A 21,929-nucleotide genomic window follows, 5' to 3' on the forward strand; every position below is an offset into this window, starting at 1 on the left:
GTCGGGCCGCGTCGCCGGCCGTGGCCCGAGGCGGCGGTCAGGGACGTCGGGCCTCGGCTTCGTGCTGTGCGAGCACTTGCCCGATCGACGAACAACAGCAGGTCGCAGGCTATTTTTGGTGGGGTGCTCGGCACTGGCCGCACCGCAGTGGACGCGGCAGTCCGCTCGTGGTGGCGCGGCGGCCGTTCGTCAGTGATTCGGTGCCGGTCGTTCGCGATTGGTTGCCAGACCAGGCGAGGGCGAAGAAGCTGGGAAAAGACAAGCCGAGTTCAGGGCGACGTTACCAGAAAGCCGCCCTGGCCGAACCCTTGACGGGCAACGGTGCCTGATTTTATCCGGCCGTTGTCGGGGTCGAATGTGAGGGAGGACGCCATGAGGTGGCAAACACCTTATTTCGCGCTGCTCGAGGCGTGCTCCGACGCCGGCCCGCGCCGGTATTGACGGATTGTTTTCGTACTGTGTTCATACATTGCCTCGGAGCCGCGGCTGGTGGCGGTTATCCGCAGTGGAACTGCGCTTGCGCCGGCTGCCGCAAGGCTCGGGCCAAGCCTGAAGCCGCGACGACACACGCCGGGATCGCGGTCTCCGGAGACGGCGAACAGTGGTTCCTGCTGAACGCGACCCCGGACGTCCACCACCAGATCGCGGCGGATCCCTCGTTGCACCCCGGTCCGGAGGTCAGGAAGACACCGGTCGCCGGTGTGTTGCTGACGGACGCGGAGTTCGACCACACGATCGGCCTGCTGATGCTGCGTGAGGGGTCTTCGCTGACGGTGTACGGGACATACCCCGTGCTGGAGGCACTGACTCTGTGGTTCCCCGTCCGCGAACTCCTGAGCGACTACGCGGACCTCACCTGGTCCCTGGTCGAGGTCGGCAAACCTCTGGATCTGGACGATCGAGTGCGCGTGACCCCCTTTCTGACCGGTTCCAAGGCGCCGCGCTACATCGGGGAATCCAGGCTTCGCGGCCCGTCGTCGGAGTGGGAGGTGGGCTACCGCCTGGAAGACAAGGTGACCGGCGGGATCGCGGTGTACGCCCCGACGCTGCCGAAGTGGGACGACAAGTTCTCCGAGCAGGTGGCGTCGGCCGACTGCGTCTTCGTGGACGGCACGTTCTGGACGGACGACGAAATGGCCGGTCAGGGTGCGGGAAGCCGGACCGGGCGCTCCATGGGCCACATGCCCGTCAGCGGTGACGACGGTTCGGCCCGCGCGCTCGCCGCGCTGCCCGCGAAGCGAAAGATCTACACGCACATCAACAACACGAACCCGATTCTCGACGAAGAGTCCCCGGAACGGCGTTGGGTGACGGACTTGGGCATCGAGGTCGGCCGAGCCGGCTTGGAGGTGGAAGTATGAACCCGTGGTCTGCCGAGGAGTTCGAGGCGCACCTGCGGTCCATCGGAGAAAAGCGGTACCACCATTTGCACCCGTTCAACGAGCGGATGCACTCGGGCACGCTGACCGAGGAGGAGTTCCGGGGTTGGGTGCGGAATCGCTTCTACTACCAGATGAACCTGCCCAAGAAGGACGCGTTCATCCTGACCAAGCTCCCCGGCCGGGAGGATCGGCGCCAGTGGATCCAGCGCATCATCGACCATGACGGGCGAGCGGGCGCAGAGGGCGGTCTCGAGAAGTGGATTCGCCTCGGCGCGGCGGTGGGCCTGAGCCGCGAAGCGTTGTTCGACACCGACACGGTGCTGCCCGGAGTGCGGTTCGCCGTGGACGCCTATGTGGACTTCTGCCGCCAGAAGCCGTGGCTGGAGGCCGTGGCGTCGGCGCTGACCGAACTGTTCGCGCCGGATCTGCTCAGCCGGCGGATCACCGACGTGCAACACCATTACCCGTGGATCGCATCGGAAGGCCTGGAGTACTTCCGGGCGCGGCTCACCCAGCAGCCCAAGGACATCGCGCACCTGCTCGAACTGGTGCTCAACCACGCGAAGTCGAGGGAACAGCAGGAAGCGTGCGCACAAGCCCTGGAGTTCAAGTGTGACGTCCTCTGGAGTCTCTTGGATGCCGTGGAACTCGAGTACAGCAAGAGTTCGTGATGGACGAATCCGACTTGACGGCCATCCCCAAGCTGGCGACGAAGGCGATGCTCAAGCACGACAGCGTCCGTGACGTGGAGCTGCTCCTGTTGCCGGAGCGGGTCGTGCTCCTGAACAAGTCCGGGGCGGCGATCTTGGGTCTGTGCGACGGCAGCCGGACCGTGCGGCAGCTGGTCGACCAGCTCGAGCAGGATTTCGCGGCCGCCGATCTCGCGAACGACGTGATGACGTTCCTCCAGGATGCACGCGGACGGGGTTGGGTGGTGGTCTCATGAACGGCACGCCGCAGCCGTACGGCCTGCTGGCCGAAGTCACGCACCAGTGCCCGTTGCACTGCGTCTACTGCTCGAACCCGTTGGAGCTGCTCGATCGGCAGGACGAGCTCACCACCGAAGACTGGTTGCGGGTGATCAACGAGGCGGTTGGGCTCGGGGTCGTGCAGGTGCACTTCTCGGGCGGTGAACCGCTCGTTCGCGGCGATCTGGAGACGCTGGTCGCCGAATGCCGTCGCCTCGGCCTGTACACGAACCTGATCACCAGCGGCCTCGGGCTGACGGAGAGCCGGGCCGAATCACTCGTTTCGGCCGGTCTCAACAGCGCGCAGCTGAGCATCCAGGGCGACGCCGCCGAGTCGACGAACCTGGTCGCGGCGAGCAAGCGCTTCGACAAGAAGGAGGCCGCCGCGCGCATCATCCGCGACGCCGGCCTGCCGTTGAACATGAACGTGGTCCTGCACCGGATGAACCTGCCCCGGCTGGACGCGATCATCGACGTCTGTGTGGCGTGGGGCGCCGAGCGGCTGGAGCTCGCGAACTCCCAGTACTACGGCTGGGCCCTGCGCAACCGCGATCTGCTGATGCCGACCAAGGCCCAGCTCGACGACGCGGTCGGGGTTTACGAGCGCCGGAAGGCCGAGCTGCGGGAGAGCATGGAACTCCTCTGGATCCTTCCGGACTACTACGAGCCCTACCCGAAGCCGTGCATGGGTGGCTGGGCGCAGAACGCGCTGACCGTCGCGCCGGACGGAACCGTGTACCCGTGCCCGGTGGCCGCGGAGATCACGACGATGACCTTCGCCTCGGTTCGCGACCACGACCTCGGGTGGATCTGGGCGAAGTCCGAGGCATTCCAGGCCTACCGCGGAACGGAGTGGATGCCCGATCCGTGCCAGAGCTGCCCGCGCAAGGAGCTCGATTTCGGCGGCTGCCGGTGCCAGGCGTTCGCGTTGACCGGAGACGCGGCGCGCACCGATCCCGTGTGCATGCACTCACCCGACCATCACCTGGTGCAGGACGCGCTCGTTCGCGCGAACCAGGAGGAAGTCACGGCCGACGGTGAAAAGCTTCGCGAAAAGCTGGTTTACCGCCGCCCGACGGTGTCGCCGCACCGGCCCTGACGGATGCCGTTCGACGGCCGGGTCGCCTCCGGTGACAAGTTGACGGAGGACGAGGCGGCAGCGCGTTCGGCCGAGATCTTCGATGTCGGCTATGCGGTGGAGCTCGACTTGACCGTCGGTGCGCGGAAGTTCGCGACGAGCACGGTGGTCCGTTTCCAGGCTCGGTCCGGGGCTGCGTTCGTCTTCCTCGACTTCGCGGGGCAGGTCGAGTCGGTCGAGTGCAACGGCCGTGAGCTGGGGCCGGACGCGCACGAAGGGACGCGCGTGCGGCTGGCCGTGCGCCCCGGCGGGAACACGGTTCGCGTGGCCGGCTTCGCGGCGTATTCGCGAAGCGGTGAGGGGCTGCACCGGTTCCAGGATCCGCTCGACGGCCAGGTTTACGTGCACACCAAGTTCGAACCTTTCGCGGCGCACCAGGTGTACGCGTGCTTCGACCAGCCCGATCTGAAGGCGACGGTGGGCCTGACCGTCACCGCCGACGCCAGTTGGGTCGTGGTCGCCAACACCGATCCCGAAGAGCCACCGATACGCGCCGGCGAGCGGTCGACGTGGCGCTTCGGCCGCACGCCGCCGCTGCCGCCATACCTGGTGGCGTTCGCCGGTGGCCCGTTTCGCCGGTTGCGGTCCAGCCACGGCGAAGTGCCGCTGGCGCTGTACGCGCGCGGCTCGCTCTTCGAGGACCTGACGAGCGACGCGCCCGAACTCTTCGACGTGATCGGGCGCGGGCTCGACTTCTATTCCCGGTTGTTCGACCTGCCGTACCCGTTCACCAAGTACGACCACGTTTTCGCGCCCGAGTACGCGTTCGGCGGGATGGAACACCCGGGCTGCGTGACGCTCAACGAGCGGTTCGTGTTCCGGCACCGGGTCACTGCGGAAGCGCGGCGAAAACGGGCCGAGGTCCTGCTGCACGAGATGGCGCACATGTGGTTCGGCGACTACGTGACGATGCGCTGGTGGGACGACCTCTGGCTGAACGAGGCCTTCGCGACGACGATGGCGGTCGTCGCGCAGGCCGAAGCGACGCCGTACGGGGACGGCTGGACCGCCTTCGCCCACCACGCCCTGCCGGCGGCCCGGCACGCCGACCGGCTGCCCACCGCCCACGCGATCCGGGCGGAAACCGCCGACACCGACGCCGCACGGTCGAACCTCGGCCCGATCGTCTACCTGAGGGGCGCGGCGGTGCTCCACGACCTCGCTTCGCGCGTGGGCTGGGAAACTTTCGTCGGCGGCGTGCGGACCTTCCTGCGGACGCACGCGTGGGGCAACGCCCGTCTCGAGGATTTCGTGGCCGCGCTGGGGAAGGTGTCGAACGAGGACGTGGACCGGTGGGTCGACGAGTGGCTGCTGCGCCGCGGGGTCAACACGGTCGAGGTGGTCCACGGCAACGTGGTCCAGCTTCCCGAGGTTCGGTCCCGGCACTTGACGCTGCGGGTCGCCGCGTTCGACGAATGCGAGGGCGAGCTGGTGTGGCGGCACCGCGCACACGTGTCCCTCGGTCACCGCGAGGGTGCCCCTGCCGTCGCTGGGTTCGCCGACCTGCTCGTGCCCAACGACGACGCGGTGGCCCACGTCAAGGTCAGGCTGGACCCGCGGTCCCGGCGCACGGCCCTGCGAAGCCTGTCTACACTGGACGATCAACGGGCGCGAGCAGTCGTCTGGGGAGCGTTGTGGGACGACGTCCTCGACGCACGCTTGCCGGCACGCAGCTACGCGGCGGCCGTGCTCACTCACGGCGTCCGGGAGAGCGATATCGGCGTGCTGGAAGCGTTGCTGGAGCATGCGGTGCGGGCGGTCGAGCTCTACGGAGCCCCGCTCGACAGGGGCCGGCTGCTCGAAGCCGTGGCGCGCCGGGTGCGCGCGCAGCTGGCCGGCGCCGCGCTCGGCAGTGACCGCCGGCTGGTTCTCGCCCGGGCTCTCGTCGGTGTCGGCCAGGACCACGGTTTGCTGAGCGACCTCGTGCGCGGCCGGTCGCCGTGGCCGGACCTGGAAGTGGATCGCGATCTGCGGTGGCGGGCAGCGGTCCGCCTGGCCTCGACCGGAGGCGACGTCGACGGGCTGCTCCGCGTCGCACGGGAAACCGATCCGGGGGACGGCTGCCGCCGCAACGCCTTGACGGCAGAAGCCGCGCGTCCCACCCGGGCCGCCAAAGAAGAAGCCTGGACGCGGGTGGTTGACGAGGGTTTCTCGCTCGCGGAACGGAAAGCCGTCATGGCGGGGCTGCGGCAACCGGGCCAGGAGGTGCTGCTCACCCCGTACGCCGACCGGTACCTGCGCGCGTTGGAGAGCCGCGCCGACGAGCCCGAGTTCGCGCTGGCGTTCGCGCGGGCGCTGTACCCGCGGTTCACGACCGACGAGCACGCCGTGCTGGCCCGCACGGATCGCTTGCTGGAGAGCGGGTTGCTCCCCGAAAACGTGCGCAAGGTCGTCCGCGAGGAGCGGACCGAACTGGCCCTCATGCGGGCCGCCCGGGCGTGCGACGCGGCGAGCTGAGGCGGAACTGAGGTGGATGGCGCAAGGCCCCGGTGCTCTGTGCAGGCCGGAACCTTGCGCCAGCAGGAGTCCCGCCCGCGGGTGTCGGCCGACCGCCGCGACGGCGAGAAAGGGAATGAAACTGTTACCGTCCGGGAAAAAGCAGCTGCGACCCGAAACCCGGAACTTCGTCGCCGAACTATGGTCGCCGGGTGGAAATTGCGGCAAGTCTGGTCGAACGAATGGCCGTGAATCCAGGACGAACGGTGTCGGCGCTGCCACGAAGGGGAACACGAGCCCCTTGACTACCGGCCGTTCGGCGTGTTGAGATTGCCGAACGGGTGCAGTTCACGGCCTCTTTGCCGCCGCCCGATTACCCCGAACGCCCGTATGTGGCGCGGTGCACACCGTTCATGTCCGCACAGTGCGCGTTCGTGCTCAACAGATTGACCACGCAAACCGGGCGGGGCACGCTCATTGCACACCGGGAGCCGCCGGTGCAGCCGACAACTGCTTTTCGGCGGAGCGAGAGGTGGAAACGTGGTTCTTCCGTCAAAGATGCCTCAGCTCGCCGACCTCGACTTACTGCTGTCAGTGGAAAGTTATGGCAGCGTGGGAAAAGCCGCCCAAGCGCACAGTCTTTCCCAGCCGGCCGCGAGTATCCGGATCAGCGCGATGGAACGCCGTCTGGGTCTTCGGCTGCTCGAGCGTTCTCCTACGGGTTCAAAACTCACCGAGGACGGGGAAATGCTGGCGAAGTACGCCCGCAACGTGATGAGTGCCGCGCGGGAGTTGCTGGAGTTCGGATCCGGGGCTCCGTCTGCCGATGCCAAACGGCTGCGGGTCGCGGGCAGCCCGGCCGTCTCCGAGCACTTGATCCCTGAATGGCTGAACCGGTCCGGGTTCTCCTTCGGTGAGGCCCGGGTGGAGGTGCAGACCGGCAGCATCGACGAGCTCCGCCGGCTGATCCGGGCGGGCCACGTCGATCTCGCGTTCATCGATGGCTGGTGCCAGGCCGGAAGTCACGTGCAGAAGCAGTTCGGCGACGACATGGTCACCCGCTACATCTGTGACGACATGGTGGCCGTGGTGGTCGGCTCGAAGCACCCGTGGGCCAGGAGGACCCGCCCCCTGACGGTGCGGGAGCTGGCATCCGCGCCACTCGTCCTGCGCGAGCGCGGCTCGGGGCTGCGGGAGTTCACGGATGAACTGCTGGGAACTGCCCGCACCCCGCGCAGTTACGTCGAATTTCCCTCCAGCGCCGCGATCAAGCAAGCGGTCGCGACGAGTCAGCGGGTGACCGTGCTGAACATTTCGACCGTGCGGTCCGAACTCGCGGAAGGCCGGCTGCACCTGGTGGCAGTCGACCAGGAAATGCCGGCGAAACCCATCTACGCGGCGTGGAGTGAGGGCCGGGATCTCCCGGGGTACGCGCGGGAACTGGTGGAGATCGCAGCGTCGAAAGGCAGTCCGATGCCGGTTTTCGTGCCTGGGCAGAAAGTCAAAGGCAGTCGGCTCGCGGTCGCGAAAACCACCACGAAAACGTAATACGACGGTCAACGTCGGTCGAGTCGCAGGAGGAGCAAGGTAGATGTCAGCACTGAATAAAATCGCGCGCACGCTCGTCTCCAACAGGCGCGGTATTCTCGCTGCCGATGAGAGCATCGGGACGATGTCTTCTCGCCTGGAGAAGGTGGGGGTCGAGCCGACCGAGGAAAGCCGCCGGGTCTACCGTGAGTTGATCGTCACCACCCCCCGGCTCGCGGAATCGATCAGCGGCGTCATTCTCGCGGACGAGACGTTCCACCAGAAAGTGACCAACGGGCGCACGTTCCCGAAGTTCCTCGACGATCTCGGGATTCTGGCCGGGATCAAGGTCGACACCGGGGCGAAGCCGCTGGCGGGAGCCTCCGACGAGAAAATCACCGAAGGGCTCGACGGGCTGCGCGAACGTGTCGCGGACTACGTACGAGGCGGAGCGACGTTCGCCAAGTGGCGTGCGGTGATCACGATCGGCGAAAACGTGCCGTCGGAGCGAGCGGTGCACGCGAACGTGCACGCGTTGGCGCGGTACGCGGGCCTCTGCCAGGAAGGCGGCCTGGTGCCCATCGTGGAACCCGAGGTGCTGATGGACGGTTCCCACTCGTTGGCCCAGTGCCGGCAGGTGACGACGTCGGTGCTGGAGGTGTTGTTCGAGGAGCTCGACCTGATGCGGGTGCAACTCGACGGCATCGTCCTCAAGCCCAACATGGTCGTCGCCGGAGCCGGCAGCTCGGATCGGCCCTCGGTCGCCGACGTCGCCAAGGCCACAGTGGACACTCTGCGCGCGACGGTGCCGGCGTCCGTGCCGGGCATCGCCTTCCTTTCCGGTGGGCAAAGTCCGGAACTGGCGACCCAGCACCTCGGTGCGATGCAGAAGCTCGATCCGCTGCCCTGGGAGCTCACCTACTCCTTCGGCCGGGCGCTGGTCGGGCCGGCTCTGGAGGCGTGGCGGGGCGACGAGGGCAACCGGGCCGCCGCCCAGCAGGTGCTCTCCGACCGAGCCGTCGCGAACGCCGCCGCCCGCTGAGCGTTCGAGCCGGGGGGCCGTCCGCGGTGCCGGCGGCCGGCGCCTCCTTGAAGAGGGCGGCCGGATCGGGGCGGTGGTCTGCCGGTCCGGTCGCCCTCGGTTCGGTGTTACGACCGCACACACACTTTCACCGACGAGTTCGAGTGGATTGAGGTTCATGAAAACCAAGGAATGGGCCATCGGCGTGGACGGACTCGATCACGCCCTTGCGCTCGAACTCGTGCAGGTCACCGAAGCCGCCGCGCTCGCGGCCGGCCGGTGGGTCGGGCACGGTGACGAGATCAGCGGCAAGGCCGCCGCCATCGAGGCGATGCACAACGTGATCGGGTCGGTGCCGATGAGTGGGGTCGTGGTGCTCGGCGAGGACGGGAAGCGACTGATCAAGGGCGAAGCGGTCGGCTCCGGAGCCGGGCCGGCCTGCGACGTCGCGATCAACGCGGGTGACGGCGCGCTTTCCGTGGCCAGAGATGTGCCGAACGCGCTCGCGGCGGTCGCGGTGGCCGAGCGTGGTGCTCTTTTCGATCCGCCGCCGGATGTCGCCATGGAGAAGCTGGTCGTCGGGCCCGAGTGCGCCGGCGTCGTCGAACTCGACCGCTCGGTGGGCGAGAACCTGCGAGCGGTCGCCGCGGCCAAGGGCGGCCGGGTTTCGGACGTCGTCGTCGCCGTGCTCAACCGGCCCTGGCACCGGGAGCTCGTGCACGAGATCCGCGACGCGGGTGCGCGCGTGCACCTGATCGAGGGCGGCGAGATCGCGGGTGCGATCGCCGTGGCCCGTCCCGAGAGCCCGGTGGACGTGTTGCTGGGCACCGGGGGCGCCGCGGAGGGGGTCATCGCCGCGGCTGCCCTGTCCTGCCTCGGCGGGTCGGTGCAGGCGCGGTTGCGGTCGGACGACTCCGGCACCCGCCACGATGTTCTCCACACCGAGGACCTGGTCCGCGGCGAGCGCATTCTGTTCTGTGCCACCGGGGTGACCGGCAGCGAGGTGCTGCGCGGGGTGCAGCAGCACGCCGGCCGGACCACGACACAGTCCATTGTGCTGTGTTCGCGGCCGGAAACGGCGCGGATCGTCAAAACCCAACACCGATCCGCATGACCAGGGACACCACGACGTCCGTCCGGGTCGAGCCCCTCATCACGCGCTACCGCGGACTGATCTGCGATCTCGACGGCGTGGTCTACCGCGGTGCGGACGCGGTCCCTCGTGCGGTGGAGACCTTGAACCGGGTGACGGCGGACGGTGTCCCGGTCGTGTTCGCGACCAACAACGCGTCGCGCCCTCCCGAAGACGTGGGCAACCATCTGCGCGGGCTGGGGATCGCACCGCGGCGCTGGTCGGTGGTCAACAGTTCGCAGGCGGCCGCGGCGTACCTGGCCGAGCGGCTGGTGCCGGGTGCGCTGGTGTGCGCGGTGGGCGGTCCGGGCGTCGCCCAGGCACTCGCCGAAGCCGGCTTGACGCCGGTCCGCGTCGCGGATCTGAGCGGCAGGCCGGTCGAGGCCGTGGTTCAGGGGCTGGGATCCGACGTCACCTGGACCGAGCTCGCGGCGGTGGGCTACCTCGTCGGGGCCGGAGCCACCTGGGTGGCCACGAACGTCGACCTCACGCTGCCCACGCCCTACGGAGAAGCGCCCGGCAACGGCGCGCTGGTCGCCCTGGTGCAGACGGCGGTCGACGCGGCGCCCCACGTCGTCGGCAAGCCGCAGGCCGCCCTGTTCGACCTGTCCCGCTCCCGGCTCGGGACGGATCGGCCGGGCACCCTGATGTGCGGGGACCGGCTGGAGACCGACATCGAGGGCGCCAACTCGGCCGGCCTCGACTCGCTCTTCGTCCTGACCGGGGCCTCGCGGCTGCGGGACCTGGCCTTCGCCGAGCGAGCCGCGCGTCCGACGTATGTCGCCACCGATCTGAGCGGACTGCTCGCGCCCGCACTTCGGTTGTCCACCACCTCGCGCGAGGACCTCGTCGCCCTCGGGCCGGACGCTGTGCCCCGCATCCCGAACGGCGGTGACGAAGGCCAAGCGCTGCGGTCCGTCGTCGCCTCGGCGTGGGCCGCTCGCGACGCCGGCCGTGCGGTCTCCGACGACGACGGCCGGTGGGATGAGATCGAACGACAGCTCGGACTCCGTCGGCTGGATCAAGCCCGGTGACCTGGTCGCGGTGAAAGCGTTCGTGAGGGGCCGCGCCGGTTCTCCCCGGCGCGGCCCCTCACGTCATTGTCCTGGCAGCGCGGGCGGTTCACCGGTGCGCTCGTAGTCGGCCAGCAGGTCGATCCGGCGCTGGTGGCGGCCGCCCTCGAACTCGGTGCCGAGGAACGCGTCCGCGATGCGTTCGGCCTCCTCGACGGTGTGCATTCGGGCGCCGATGCCGGCCAGCTGTGCGTTGTTGTGCCGCCGGGCCAGCTTCGCCGTGTCCTCGTTCCAGGTCAGCGCGGCACGGGCGCCGGGCACCTTGTTCGCGGCGATCTGTTCCCCGTTTCCGGAACCGCCGATGACGAGACCGAGACTGCCTTCGTCGGCGACCACGCGCTGCGCCGCCTCGATGCAGAACGGCGGGTAGTCGTCATTCGCGTCATAGGTCGCGGGGCCGACGTCGATCACCTCGTGGCCGAGGTCGGTGAGCCTTTTGACGAAGTGGTTCTTGAGTTCGAGTCCGGCGTGATCGGAGCCAAGGTAGATTCGCACCTGAGCAGTCTAATTCCGGACTTGTGAATTGGTGCTTCGTTATTTGCCAGGCAGGCATTGGGATATTTGATGGGACGATTGACGTCCTCGTCCGCCGACTTGTACTCTGGTGCTGGAGTATGTCCGAGAACGGGCTTCGGCACAGCGGTCCGCCGGCGGGGCCAGGTGATGCCCGCCGCCGCGCGGTGCAGGTGTCCGTCCAGCTGCTGTGGGGCCACGTTCTCGCAGGTCGTAGCGGTGTTTGGCGGGGCTGCCGGGTGTCGTGCCGCGGGCCGTCGGTGAGCGTGCCTCCTCCACTCGTCGGCCTCAGGATGCCGTTCGACACCGGTTCCCGACCACTGGTTCAAGGTCGGTTGCGACACCTACGTTAAATCCAAGATGCTGTTTCATGACCGCGAAATTTCGCGACGTTGTTCGCGAAATTGCGCGGATCACGGATGTCCGGTTTTGGCTCAGTCGCCGGGCGCAGCCAACAGCTGAGGAGGAAAACATGCAGTGGGAAACTCCGGAGTACACGGTCGTCGAGGTGTGCGCTGAGGCCACCGGCTACTTCTACCGGGCCTGACAGCCGGGCTCCACGGCCCGTGTCGCTTGATTTCTCGTAGCCGCGGCGGAGGGCTGAAATCCGCGGCCAGGCTACCTCTGTGTTGACGCAAGGCCCCGGAGCGAGTGAATCCATCGCGCCGGGGCCTTGCGGCACCCGTCGGAAATCAGCGATCCCCCCTGCCGAGAACGGGCAGATATTCACAGTCTCCCTCCCCGGTGAACCCTGGTTGATCTGTTGAGGTGGTTCAGGTGTCTCTTGAATTTCTTCCGCTGATAGCGCTCGCCTTCGGCCTCAGTCTCGACAATTTCCGCTCGTCGATCGCTATCGGAACCATTCCTTTCGGTTGGCGTCGCGCCGTGCAGGTCGCCATCGTCTTCGGAGTGTGGGACGCCGTGAGTCCGCTGCTGGGCGGGCTCATCGGGCACTTCCTGGGTGACTTCCTCGGAGACTGGGCGGACTACGTCGGGGCGGCCGCGCTCGGGTTGTACGGCGTCTACTTCATCGTCGGAGCGATCCGGAACCCGGAGCCGGCAGAGGAAGACCTGGACCACCCGTGGGTGACGCTCTTCGGCATGCCACTTTCGCTGAGCATCGACAATTTCGTCGCGGGCGCTGGTCTGGGGATCGCCGGGTTCTCCCTCATCGTCCCCATGGTGGCCTTCGGTGTCATGACGATGATCATGTCGTTCGTCGGACTCTTCGTCGGGCGGATGGCCGCCAGGGTCATCCGGGTTCGCGCCGACTTGCTCTGCGGCATCTCGTTGCTGGGCGCGGCGATCCTGTTGCCGCTCGTCTTCGACTGATCGGCGCGGCCGGGGAGGACACCGATGCCCGAGAATCCCGACACCCACGTCTACCGCACGTACGACCGGGTCCTGGAGGAGTCGCGGCCGGCTCGGCAGCGCAACCACCCCACGGCGAGCGGCAACCCCAACGACTGGTGGCCGCACCGGATCGACCTGAAGACGTTGCACCGCAACGTTCCCGCCGACAGTCCGCTGGACGCGGACTTCGACTACGCCGAGCAGTTCAAGACGGTGGATCTCGACGAGCTGGCGCGTGACGTCGACGAGGTGCTCACGACCTCGCAGGACTGGTGGCCTGCCGACTTCGGGCACTACGGCCCGCTCGTGCTGCGCATGGCCTGGCACGCCGCGGGAACCTACCGCGTCAGCGACGGCCGCGGCGGTGCGAGCGCCGGGATGCAGCGCTTCGCCCCCCTGAACAGTTGGCCGGACAACCGCAACCTGGACAAGCCCCGCCGGTTGTTGTGGCCGGTCAAGAAGAAGTACGGGCGGAGGATCTCCTGGGCGGACCTGATGGTCTTCGCCGGCAACCGGGCGCTGGAGTCGATGGGGTTCAAGACCTTCGGCTTCGGCGGTGGCCGCACCGAGGTGTGGGAGCCCGACGAGACGTACTGGGGGCCGGAACGCAAGTGGCTGGCCGACGACCGGCACAGCGGCCGCCGCGACCTCGACGAACCGCTGGCGGCCAGCGACATGGGCCTGATCTACGTCGACCCGCAGGGCCCCGCCACCAACCCCGATCCCGTGCTCGCGGCCCGCGACATCCGCCAGACGTTCCGGCGGATGGGCCTCAACGACGAGGAGACGGTGGCGCTGATCGCCGGCGGCCACACCTTCGGCAAGACCCACGGGCTGCTTGACCCGGCCGTGCACCTCGGCCCCGACCCGGAGGCCGCGCCGCTCACGGCGATGGGCCTGGGCTGGGCGAACGAGCACGGCACCGGCAAAGGTCCGGACGCCACGACCAGCGGGCTGGAGGGGATGTGGACCCGCACGCCCGTGACTTGGGACCACACCTTCTTCGAGACCCTGTTCGAGTACAAGTGGGACGTCGAGCTCAGCCCGGCCGGCCTGTGGCAGTGGATCCCGAGCGGTGGCGGGGGCGAGGGCACGATCCCTGACCCGTACGACCCGGACGAGAAGCACCACCCGGTCATGCTCACCACGGACCTGTCGCTGCAGGAGGACAAGGTCTACGAGCAGATCTCCCGGCGGTTCCTGGAGCACCCGGAGGAATTCGAAGACGCGTTCGCGCGGGCCTGGTTCAAGTTGACGCACCTCGACATGGGCCCGATCCAGCGGTACCTCGGGGCGCTCGTCCCGGCCGAACGGTTGATCTGGCAGGACCCGGTGCCCGAGCTGGATCACGAGCTGGTGGACGCCGCCGACGTCGAGGCACTCAAGCGTGAGCTCCTCGACTCCGGCCTGACGATCGCGCAGCTCGTCTCCACGGCGTGGGCCTCGGCGTCGACCTACCGCGACAGTGACAAGCGCGGTGGGGCCAACGGGGCGCGGCTCCGGCTCGAGCCGCAGCGCGGCTGGGCGGTCAACGAACCCGAGCAGCTGGCCGACGTCCTGTCCGCGCTGGAGGCGATCCAGGAGCGGTTCAACGCCGCCCAGCCGTCGGGCAAGCGGATCTCCCTGGCCGACCTGATCGTGCTCGGCGGGTGCGCCGCGGTGGAACACGCCGCCGCGGCCGGCGGTCACGTCGTCGAGGTGCCGTTCCGGCCCGGGCGCACCGACGCGACCCAGGAGTGGACCGACGTCGAGTGGTTCGCCGCGCTGGAACCCCAGGCCGACGGCTTCCGCAACTACCTTGGCGACGGCTTCTGGATGTCGCCGGAGCACCTGCTGGTGGACCGGGCGAACCTGCTGACCTTGACCGCGCCCGAGCTGACCGTGCTGGTCGGCGGGTTGCGCGTGCTCGGAGCCAACCACCGGCGGTCCCCGCTGGGTGCGTTGACCTCGGCGCCCGGGACGTTGACCAACGACTTCTTCGTCAACCTGCTGGACCTGGGGACGGAGTGGGCGCCGAGGCGGAACGCGGACATCTGGACGGTGGTCTACGAGGGCCGCAACCGGGACACCGGCGAGGTGAAGTGGATCGCGAGCCGGGTCGACCTCATCTTCGGGTCGAACTCCGAACTGCGGGCGCTCTCGGAGGTCTACGCGAGCGACGACGCCGGCGGGAAGTTCGTGCGTGACTTCGTGTCCGCGTGGGTGAAGGTCATGGAACTGGACCGGTTCGACCTGCGCTGACCACGACGCCGGGGCCCTTCAGCCTCGGTATTTGTGCACGTCGCAAACGCAGTACATGAGCCGGCAGGTGAAGCACGCCGGCCGGTCGACACACGCGATGCAGGTCCCGCAGTGCACCGGCTCGGTGTGCCGCGCGAGATCGCCGGACTCGTAGGAATCCCCGCAGTTGAAGCACGGCAGACGCTCGATTTCCTCGTCCTGGCGGGGCGTCGTCGACTGGCTCATCGGATCGCCTTTCGTTTCCGTCGCTGTCTTCCCATGACCGAGGTGCGTCGCTTTTCCGGCAACGCAAAGGCACCCGTCCGGTGATCGAGAAGCCTCGATCACCGGACGGGTGGAAGGGGGACCGTCGGGAAGTCACCCCGGGTCTCGCATCAGCGGTGCTTGCCGATTACAGGGAGAACGTGATCAGCGCGGCACCATGACCCTGGCCGGACATGCCGGGGACGATGCCTTCGAGCCAGCCACCCCAGCCGACCGGCACCGAGATGTACTGCTTGCCATCCAGGGACCAGGTCGACGGGCTGCTGTGGTGCCCGCTGCCGCACTGGAAGCTCCAGAGCTTCTCGCCGGTCTCGGCGTGCAGCGCCATGAATTCGCCCGCCGGCGTGCCGGCGAACACGAGGTTGCCCTCGGTGCTCAGGGTCGAGGCGCACATCGGGAAGGGGAGCCGGTAGCGCCACTTCTCTTCACCGTGGGAGTCGAACGCGCTGACCGAGCCGGCCATGTTGTCGACGTCGACCTCGACGGCGGCACCCCAGTAGGGCATGCCTTCCTTGAACTCGCGACGACGGCGGGTGGCCGTGGCGCCCACGTCGGCGACCGGAACGTAGAACAGGTCGTGGTTCGGGTTGTACGAGGCGTGCGTCCACTCCTTGGCGCCGGCGGGGCCGGGGTAGAAGTGGCAGGGCTCGCCTTCCTTGTCCGGGTACTTGCGCGGGGTCACCTTGCCGTCCCGGGTGATCACGCCCCAGTCGATGCGGTCGACGAACGGGGTGACGTGCTGCAGCTCGCCGTTGGTGCGGTCGAGCACGAACATGTACCCGTTCTTGTCGAAGTGGGCCAGCAGCTTCTTGCCGTCCCGCTCGAACAGGGTCATCTCCATCGTGGAGTCGTAGTCCCACAGGTCGTGCGGCGTGAACTGGTAGTGCCACTTGATCTCGCCCGTGTCGACGTCCAGCGCCACCACGCTGTCGGTATAGAGGTTGTCGCCCTCGCGGACCTCGCCGTCGAAGTCGGGAGCCGGGTTGCCGGTGCCCGCGTAGTAGAGGTTCAGCTCCGGGTCGAACGTTCCGGTGACCCAGTGGTTCGCACCACCGCGCTGCCAGGCCTCGCCGTCGGCGGGCCAGGTCTCGGAGCCTGGCTCACCCGGCTTCGGCACGGTGTAGGTGCGCCAGCGGCGCTCGCCGGTCTCCAGGTCCCAGCAGTCGATGTGACCGCGGACGCCGTACTCGCCACCGGCGGAACCCGTGATGAGCGTGTCCTTGATGACCAGCGGAGCGATGGAAGCGCTCTCTCCGGCGCGCACGTCGCCGATGGTCTTCTGCCAGACTTTCCGTCCGGTGGTGGCGTCGAGCGCCACCAGCTGGGCGTTCTGGGTCACCATGTAGACCTTGCCGTTGGCCACCGCGCAGCCGCGGTTGACGTTGGCGCAGCACAGGGTCACGTCGATCGGGATCGCGTGCTTGTAGCGCCACAGCTGCTCGCCGGTCCTGGCATCGAGCGCCCAGAGCCAGCCGTCCCAGCCGGTGACGAACATGACGCCGTCGATCATCAGCGGGCTGGCCTCGAAGGCGTAGGTCGACGTCGAGGCGATCATGCCCGTCGCGCTCGCCTGGTGGATCCAGGCGACCTTGAGGTTCTTGACGGTGTCGACGTTGATCTGGTCGAGCAGGCTGTGCCGCTGGCCGTCGTAGGCGCCGTAGTACGTGATCCAGTTGTGGGATTCGTTGCGCGCGTCGAGGATGCGCTCGTAGTTGACGCCGCGCGTCACGTCCGGCGCGCTGTGCGGCAGGTTGGACAGCTTGTTGTGGTTGAACGCCTTGCCGGCGTCGATGTATTCGAGGGTCATGGTGGGTCCTGCCTTTCTACGGCCGGGGCTGGGCGGGTCGGTCGAGCTTGGCTTCCGGCGGAACCTCACCGGACACGACGATGGCGCCCTGCAGGCCGCGACCCTCGTCGTTGCCGGCCGGCGAGCCGTACCAGTAGCAGCCCGGACCGTCCAGCTCGAGCGTCGCGCTGCCCTTCGAGTGGTTCAGCAGGCCGATGAACTGCCGGTCGCCGTTGCTGGGCAGCAGGCAGGCGTGGGTGTTCTTGTCGTCGTTGATGATCGTCAGCTCGAGGATGCCGGCGTGCGGCATGATCAGCACACCCGGCTCCCACGTCATCGCGTCCTCCGGGATCCGGATGGTCCCTTCCATCGTCCCGTCGGGACGCTCGGTCGCCTTGGCGATCGTGCCGGTACCGAGCACGGCACCGATGGTTGCCTTGTTCTGTCCGCTGAGCTCGGCCAAGAGATCTTCACGATCCTGGGTAGCCGTCATCGGACTTCACCTCCTCGTCAACAAAAATGAAACTTCTGACAGATTTCGCGGAACGCTTCACGCACGCGAAAGCGTCGCCTCGTCGGCGACTGGATCGCGTGATTTCTCAAGTGCCACACCACAATGGGGCTCAGCGCGGCGGTCACAGGTGGTTGGCCGGGCCTGATTTCCGATTCGGCTCGATCGTTGATTTCCTATCCTGCAACGAGATAGAACTCTACCGCCGCGCAAGGGGTTCCGATATGCGTCACCACAGATCGGCCAGACCCCGCCGTTCTCCGGACGAGAGGTACCGTTCGTGCACCGTGGCAACGGTGTTCTGCGGCAACGGGAAACCTCGTCGAGCCGATGGCGGGGGCCATCAGATCTCCAGCGCCCGGCGCACCGCGGGGGTGTTGCGCCGGGAAACCGGCACCATCGTTTTCGCCTGGTCGTCCATGACGAGGAACAGCTCGCCCTTGTACCGGCGCTCGACTTCCCTGATGCGACTGAGGTTCACCACGTACTGGCGGTGCACGCGCAGGAAACCGGAATCGCCCAGCTCGGTCTCGAGCTTGTCGAGGCCCGGCGAGGCGGATCGCAACCGTCCCTGGTCTGTGGACAGCCACACGTCACTGCCGTCCGATTGCGCGAACGAGACCTCGGGCAGCCGCAGCAGGACCATGCGGTTCTCGCGCGTCGCGACCATTCGGTGTGGCTGCGCGTGGAGCGGGTTGTCCCCGCCGGCCCGAGGCAACGGATCACCTTCGGACACCCCGAACGAGACCAGGGTGCCGACCAGGTGGCCGGACAGGAACACCGGCCGGATGCTGATCGAAGTCGGTTCGCTGGAGAGCCGGGTGAAGATCTGGGTCGAACCGGTCCAGTCACGGTTGCGGGCCGCCTGCTTGGCGGCGTACCGGGTGGCCCGGATGAACTCCGGCAGCTCCGGTTTCCACCGCACCGCGGGATCGGGCGCCGGCGTGGAGCCCGGGATGCCGAGGAGTACGCCCGCCGTGTCATCGGCGAGCACCACCCGGCCCGCGGGATCCACGGCCGCGAGCGCGGTGCTGGGGCGTGACCTGGCGTGGTTGAAGGCGGCCATCAGTTCGGCACCGTCATCCTGGGCGCGCTGGCGCAGGATGCGCTGCGTCATCGTGGCGACATTGCCGAGCCAGGTACCCGTCGCAGCTGGAGGCTCGCTGCGCCAGCACGAGATGTTGAGGACCGCGACCGGTTCCCTGGTCACGACGTCGCGGACCGCCACACCCGCGCAGGTCCAGTCGTGGAAAGCCTGGCACCAGTGCTCCGCGCCGCGGATCAGCACGGGGGTGTAGGACATCAGCGCGGTGCCCATGCCGTTCGTGCCGGTGGCGCCCTCGGCCCAGCAGAACCACGGCGCCAGGTTGGCATCGGCGGCCACGCTGCGGGTCGCCTGGTCGCCCCACTGGGCCAGGACGCGGCCGGAGGCGTCGGTAATGGTCACGATGCCGCCGATACTGCCGACCTCGCGGGCCAGCGAGGCGGCGCGGAAGCCGAGCTCGGCGATCACGACGTCGTGCTCCAGCGCGTGGTCGACCTCGGCGACGGCGACGGGGGCTTCGGTGAGGAACGGGTCGACCTGGTACTGGTCCCGGCACCGCTGCCAGGAAATCGCTATCTCGGGCCGCACACCACGCAGGTCGTCCTCGCCCTTCACGAACCGCTCCCACGCTCCGTGCACCGTGGCGTCTCCGCAGCTGCGAGAGGTCGGGTCGAGCCGGCGTACCTGTGTCATCTGAGACCGCCTTTGGTCTGGTGCCACCCCGGACGGCACTCCAGCGCTGGGGTGCCGATGACCGCTCGGGTGCTACCTGACCGTGTCGGGCCGCACCGCGTCGCTTCGCCGCCGTCGCAAGCTAAACTCTCCGCTGATTAGAGGGCAAGCAGACTGTGCTGACTGTGGGCGGATGACCAACGAACGGTCGCGCGGCGGCGATTATCGGTTGTCATCCGCCCATCAACGGTCACCCGGCATCGGCTTCGATGATCGTCGTTCCGTATTTGGAACAAGATCATTTGTGGTCTACTGCCGTCTGGTGAACGGCGTCTTTTGTTGTGGCTTTCCACAAACGCCCTCGACGAGGCCGCCGGAGGCAAGGATTTCCGTGCTGACCAGGGTGAACCACGGGGACCGGCCCGGCTGACTCCGCCAAATGATGTTGTGCCACAAGGTGTTTTCCTGTTGCCGGCGCCGCCCGTTTTGGTGGTTGTTCCGCCGGGTTGCGGAGTTGATCCGGCGGCGCCGAGCTGGTCGTGTTATGTCTACAGCTAAGTGGCTGAACGACGCGAAGCTGTCTTGAAATGATTGCGCCATCGAGTTAGTTTGTAACCTCCGTCACTGCCCGGTGGTCCCCTCTGACCCCGGCGTGCCTGGCGACAAGGAGGTCGCGATGACCGGGAGAGTGCCGCCGCTGGCGATCGCGCCGAGCAGGCCGAGCGGACGTGATCACGTGCCGGGTGGCTCTCTGGTGACCACCTCGTCGAGAGAAGTGGCTCGCGCCTGGGAAAGTTTTGCCGGGGGCGAAGACATCGAAACGGGCGTACGGCCCGAGATCCTCGCTTCCTGGTACCGCTGCCGCGATCGGTACGAGGTGGACCGGAGGTTGGACGTCGCTCCGGGAGCGCTGGGCGACGATTCCCCGCGAATCGACAACGGCGTCATCTTCACCGCGCTCGGCGGTCTCGGTGCGCTGGCCGGTCAGGAAGTGGAACAGGACGGCGCCGTCGTCACCGTCACCGACGGGGACGGGCGAGTCCTGGGGGCCTGGGGTGATCCTTCCGCGCAGCGGCGAGCCGAGTTGCACAACCTCGCTCCGTGGTCGTCGTGGTCGGAGGAGTGCACCGGCACGAACGGGATGGGGACCTCGCTCGAGGTGTCCGGCCCGGTCACGGTGACCGGGCCGGAGCACTGGTGCGAAGCCTTCCACCAGTGGGCCTGCGCGGGCATTTCCATCCGTGACGTGGTGACCGGCGCGCCGGTCGCGTCGATCAACATCTCGCGGTGGAACGCTTCGCTGTCCAAGCTCGTGCCTGCGTGGCTGACGAAAGCCGTCTCGTGCGTCGAACAGGAGATTTACCGGCGCGCCGTCTACGAGGCGGACAAGGTGATCTCCGAGTTCAACAAGAAGTGTGCCCAGGCCAGTGGTCCGTTCATGGCGATGGACCGGGGTGGAAACGTGATCACCGCGAACGAGGCCGCCGTCGCGTTGCTCGGGTTGGCCGGCGAAACCCCCATCGTCGCCGGGGCGATCGAGCCGGCGCAACGCTGGATGCCGGATATTTCGGGGCTTCCCGAGGTGGTGCGGTGGGCCAAGGACCGGGCACAGGGCCGTACACAATGGAGCGGCTACGCGTACCTGCCGGTGAGCCCGGGGGAGGAAGCGACTCCGGTGACCATGCGGCCCGTTGTCGACTCGAACCACGTGGTGGGCATGCTGTGCGTGTTCGGCGTGCAAGAGGGCGAGCCGTACGAGAGCACTTCGGAATCGGACGTCGGCCCGCTGCCCCGGCGCGTGATCGGGATGCGCAACGACCGCCTGGTTCTGCTTGCCCCGTCGGAGATCCGCTACGCCGAGGCCGACCGGAACATCGTCTGGCTGGTCACGGAACGGGGGAGGATCCAGGCCGCGACCCGTGGCCTGGAAAATGTCGAGCGGTTGCTGACGCCCTACGGGTTCAGCCGGGTGCACCGGCGTTTCCTGGTCAACCTGCGCCGGGTGGCGGAGCTGGAGCGGGGAATCAAGGGCGAGCTCTTCCTGATCATGGATTCCCGCTCGCACGAGTTCGTTCCCGTGTCGCGGCGCCACGCGCCGGAGCTGCGGCGGTTGCTCGGCGTCTGACCGAAACCGGCCCGCGCCAAGGGAATCACCGCTGGGTGCGGGCGGAGAGGGCCTGTGCCTGGCGGCGCAGGCCCTCCACGGCGTGCGCCGGATCGTCGGCGGCGTAGACGGCCGAGCCGGCCACGAAGCAGTCGACGCCGGCCTCGGCCGCCTGTTCGATCGTGTCGGTGTTGATGCCGCCGTCGATCTCCACGACCAGGTTCAGGTGGCCGGTGTCGACCATCCTGCGCGCCTTGCGGACCTTGTCGAGCACGTCGGCGATGAACATCTGGCCGCCGAACCCGGGCTCCACGGACATCACCAGCAGGGTGTCGTAGTGCTTGAGCACGTCGACGTAGGGCTCCAGGGGTGTGTTCGGCTTGATCGCCAGCCCCGCCTTCGAACCCGCGGCGCGCAGGTCCTTCGCGAGCTTGACCGGATCGTCGGCGGCCTCGACGTGCACGGTCACGTTGTAGGAACCCGCTTCCGCGTAACCGATCGCCCAGTGATCCGGGTTCTCGATCATCAGGTGGCAGTCCAGCGGTAGGTCCGTGGTGGCCAGCAGCGACCGCACGACCGGCAGGCCCAGGGTCAGGTTCGGCACGAAGTGCGCGTCCATCACGTCCACGTGCAGCCAATCCGCTCCGCGGCCTGGTTTTCCTTGCACGGCAGCCACTTCGTCGGCGAGCCGGGCGAAGTCGGCGGAGAGGATGGACGGCGCGATCAAGGGCTGGTTCGACACGCCCTCAAGCGTAAAGCAGCG

At 67.9% G+C, this 21,929-nt stretch carries 20 protein-coding genes; 14 read left to right on the forward strand and 6 right to left on the reverse strand.

Annotated features, from left to right (window positions below; translation table 11 throughout):
• The 10 genes from AB0383_RS48970 to AB0383_RS49015 form a co-directional block, all read left to right on the forward strand.
• Positions 1 to 329, forward strand: a 329-nt coding sequence (locus tag AB0383_RS48970; RefSeq protein ID WP_366191490.1) for a hypothetical protein, incomplete at its 5' end; no start/stop codon positions are given.
• Between the two features lie 129 nt (positions 330 to 458).
• Positions 459 to 1,361, forward strand: coding sequence for a pyrroloquinoline quinone biosynthesis protein PqqB (gene pqqB / locus AB0383_RS48975; RefSeq protein ID WP_366191492.1), 903 nt, complete (start codon positions 459 to 461; stop codon positions 1,359 to 1,361).
• The gene (pqqC, locus tag AB0383_RS48980; RefSeq protein ID WP_366191494.1) at positions 1,358 to 2,053 is read left to right on the forward strand and encodes a pyrroloquinoline-quinone synthase PqqC; all 696 of its coding nucleotides are present in this window, start codon (positions 1,358 to 1,360) and stop codon (positions 2,051 to 2,053) included. Before pqqB ends, pqqC begins: the two co-directional genes overlap by 4 nt.
• Positions 2,053 to 2,328 (forward strand): pyrroloquinoline quinone biosynthesis peptide chaperone PqqD, encoded by a 276-nt coding sequence (gene pqqD / locus AB0383_RS48985; protein ID WP_364190087.1) that lies wholly within the window; start codon positions 2,053 to 2,055, stop codon positions 2,326 to 2,328. Before pqqC ends, pqqD begins: the two co-directional genes overlap by 1 nt.
• Positions 2,325 to 3,449 carry a pyrroloquinoline quinone biosynthesis protein PqqE gene (gene pqqE, locus AB0383_RS48990; RefSeq protein ID WP_366191496.1) on the forward strand — a complete coding sequence of 375 codons (1,125 nt, stop codon included), beginning with the start codon at positions 2,325 to 2,327 and terminating at the stop codon, positions 3,447 to 3,449. The genes pqqD and pqqE overlap by 4 nt, the downstream gene beginning before the upstream one ends.
• A 39-nt stretch (positions 3,450 to 3,488) precedes the next feature.
• On the forward strand, positions 3,489 to 5,945 hold the full coding sequence (gene pepN / locus AB0383_RS48995; protein WP_364190081.1) for an aminopeptidase N: 2,457 nt from the start codon (positions 3,489 to 3,491) through the stop codon (positions 5,943 to 5,945).
• Positions 5,946 to 6,464: 519 nt separating this feature from the next.
• Positions 6,465 to 7,472 carry a LysR substrate-binding domain-containing protein gene (locus AB0383_RS49000; RefSeq protein ID WP_366191498.1) on the forward strand — a complete coding sequence of 336 codons (1,008 nt, stop codon included), beginning with the start codon at positions 6,465 to 6,467 and terminating at the stop codon, positions 7,470 to 7,472.
• Positions 7,473 to 7,515: 43 nt separating this feature from the next.
• Complete coding sequence (locus AB0383_RS49005) at positions 7,516 to 8,493, forward strand: class I fructose-bisphosphate aldolase (RefSeq protein WP_364190075.1); 978 nt, start codon at positions 7,516 to 7,518, stop codon at positions 8,491 to 8,493.
• A 157-nt stretch (positions 8,494 to 8,650) separates the two neighbouring features.
• Positions 8,651 to 9,586, forward strand: coding sequence for a fructose-bisphosphatase class II family protein (locus tag AB0383_RS49010; RefSeq protein WP_364190072.1), 936 nt, complete (start codon positions 8,651 to 8,653; stop codon positions 9,584 to 9,586).
• Positions 9,583 to 10,638: an HAD-IIA family hydrolase gene (locus tag AB0383_RS49015; protein WP_366191501.1), complete on the forward strand. Its 1,056-nt coding sequence runs from the start codon at positions 9,583 to 9,585 to the stop codon at positions 10,636 to 10,638. Before AB0383_RS49010 ends, AB0383_RS49015 begins: the two co-directional genes overlap by 4 nt.
• Before the next feature lie 63 nt (positions 10,639 to 10,701).
• On the opposite strand, the gene AB0383_RS49020 is transcribed toward AB0383_RS49015, so the two are convergent.
• Complete coding sequence (locus AB0383_RS49020; RefSeq protein ID WP_364190064.1) at positions 10,702 to 11,172, reverse strand: ribose-5-phosphate isomerase; 471 nt, start codon at positions 11,170 to 11,172, stop codon at positions 10,702 to 10,704.
• A gap of 388 nt (positions 11,173 to 11,560) precedes the next feature.
• Here AB0383_RS49020 and AB0383_RS49025 point away from each other — a divergent pair, with 388 nt between their 5' ends.
• From AB0383_RS49025 to katG, 3 genes are all read left to right on the forward strand, one after another.
• Positions 11,561 to 11,737 carry a hypothetical protein gene (locus AB0383_RS49025; protein ID WP_220245697.1) on the forward strand — a complete coding sequence of 59 codons (177 nt, stop codon included), beginning with the start codon at positions 11,561 to 11,563 and terminating at the stop codon, positions 11,735 to 11,737.
• Positions 11,738 to 11,958: 221 nt separating this feature from the next.
• Complete coding sequence (locus AB0383_RS49030; RefSeq protein WP_366191504.1) at positions 11,959 to 12,522, forward strand: manganese efflux pump; 564 nt, start codon at positions 11,959 to 11,961, stop codon at positions 12,520 to 12,522.
• A gap of 24 nt (positions 12,523 to 12,546) precedes the next feature.
• Positions 12,547 to 14,784: a catalase/peroxidase HPI gene (katG, locus tag AB0383_RS49035; protein WP_366191506.1), complete on the forward strand. Its 2,238-nt coding sequence runs from the start codon at positions 12,547 to 12,549 to the stop codon at positions 14,782 to 14,784.
• Positions 14,785 to 14,802: 18 nt separating this feature from the next.
• Here the strand turns inward: katG and AB0383_RS49040 are convergent, their stop codons facing one another.
• The 4 genes from AB0383_RS49040 to AB0383_RS49055 form a co-directional block, all read right to left on the reverse strand.
• The gene (locus tag AB0383_RS49040) at positions 14,803 to 15,009 is read right to left on the reverse strand and encodes a recombination activating protein 1 (RefSeq protein WP_364190055.1); all 207 of its coding nucleotides are present in this window, start codon (positions 15,007 to 15,009) and stop codon (positions 14,803 to 14,805) included.
• 166 nt (positions 15,010 to 15,175) lie between these two features.
• The gene (locus tag AB0383_RS49045; protein WP_364190052.1) at positions 15,176 to 16,855 is read right to left on the reverse strand and encodes a PQQ-dependent dehydrogenase, methanol/ethanol family; all 1,680 of its coding nucleotides are present in this window, start codon (positions 16,853 to 16,855) and stop codon (positions 15,176 to 15,178) included.
• Between the two features lie 16 nt (positions 16,856 to 16,871).
• Positions 16,872 to 17,327, reverse strand: coding sequence for an MSMEG_3727 family PQQ-associated protein (locus tag AB0383_RS49050; protein WP_364190049.1), 456 nt, complete (start codon positions 17,325 to 17,327; stop codon positions 16,872 to 16,874).
• Between the two features lie 361 nt (positions 17,328 to 17,688).
• Complete coding sequence (locus AB0383_RS49055) at positions 17,689 to 19,083, reverse strand: LytTR family transcriptional regulator DNA-binding domain-containing protein (RefSeq protein ID WP_364190046.1); 1,395 nt, start codon at positions 19,081 to 19,083, stop codon at positions 17,689 to 17,691.
• A 655-nt stretch (positions 19,084 to 19,738) separates the two neighbouring features.
• Here AB0383_RS49055 and AB0383_RS49060 point away from each other — a divergent pair.
• The gene (locus tag AB0383_RS49060) at positions 19,739 to 21,187 is read left to right on the forward strand and encodes a LytTR family transcriptional regulator DNA-binding domain-containing protein (protein ID WP_364190043.1); all 1,449 of its coding nucleotides are present in this window, start codon (positions 19,739 to 19,741) and stop codon (positions 21,185 to 21,187) included.
• A 25-nt stretch (positions 21,188 to 21,212) separates the two neighbouring features.
• Here AB0383_RS49060 and rpe read toward each other — a convergent pair whose 3' ends face one another.
• Positions 21,213 to 21,893, reverse strand: coding sequence for a ribulose-phosphate 3-epimerase (gene rpe / locus AB0383_RS49065; RefSeq protein ID WP_366191510.1), 681 nt, complete (start codon positions 21,891 to 21,893; stop codon positions 21,213 to 21,215).
• Positions 21,894 to 21,929 lie beyond the last annotated feature (36 nt).

The organism is Amycolatopsis sp. NPDC051373 (assembly GCF_040689465.1).
Taxonomy (GTDB): domain Bacteria; phylum Actinomycetota; class Actinomycetes; order Mycobacteriales; family Pseudonocardiaceae; genus Amycolatopsis.

Excerpts from the sequence above, each read along its gene's own strand:
- pqqC (WP_366191494.1), top strand. The coding sequence starts at position 1,358 with ATGAACCCGTGGTCTGCCGAGGAGTTCGAGGCGCACCTGCGGTCCATC.
- pqqD (WP_364190087.1), top strand. The coding sequence starts at position 2,053 with ATGGACGAATCCGACTTGACGGCCATCCCCAAGCTGGCGACGAAGGCG.
- pqqE (WP_366191496.1), top strand. The coding sequence starts at position 2,325 with ATGAACGGCACGCCGCAGCCGTACGGCCTGCTGGCCGAAGTCACGCAC.
- AB0383_RS49005 (WP_364190075.1), top strand. The coding sequence starts at position 7,516 with ATGTCAGCACTGAATAAAATCGCGCGCACGCTCGTCTCCAACAGGCGC.
- AB0383_RS49010 (WP_364190072.1), top strand. The coding sequence starts at position 8,651 with ATGAAAACCAAGGAATGGGCCATCGGCGTGGACGGACTCGATCACGCC.
- AB0383_RS49015 (WP_366191501.1), top strand. The coding sequence starts at position 9,583 with ATGACCAGGGACACCACGACGTCCGTCCGGGTCGAGCCCCTCATCACG.
- AB0383_RS49025 (WP_220245697.1), top strand. The coding sequence starts at position 11,561 with ATGACCGCGAAATTTCGCGACGTTGTTCGCGAAATTGCGCGGATCACG.
- katG (WP_366191506.1), top strand. The coding sequence starts at position 12,547 with ATGCCCGAGAATCCCGACACCCACGTCTACCGCACGTACGACCGGGTC.
- AB0383_RS49040 (WP_364190055.1), bottom strand. The coding sequence starts at position 15,009 with ATGAGCCAGTCGACGACGCCCCGCCAGGACGAGGAAATCGAGCGTCTG.
- AB0383_RS49045 (WP_364190052.1), bottom strand. The coding sequence starts at position 16,855 with ATGACCCTCGAATACATCGACGCCGGCAAGGCGTTCAACCACAACAAG.
- AB0383_RS49050 (WP_364190049.1), bottom strand. The coding sequence starts at position 17,327 with ATGACGGCTACCCAGGATCGTGAAGATCTCTTGGCCGAGCTCAGCGGA.
- AB0383_RS49055 (WP_364190046.1), bottom strand. The coding sequence starts at position 19,083 with ATGACACAGGTACGCCGGCTCGACCCGACCTCTCGCAGCTGCGGAGAC.
- AB0383_RS49060 (WP_364190043.1), top strand. The coding sequence starts at position 19,739 with ATGACCGGGAGAGTGCCGCCGCTGGCGATCGCGCCGAGCAGGCCGAGC.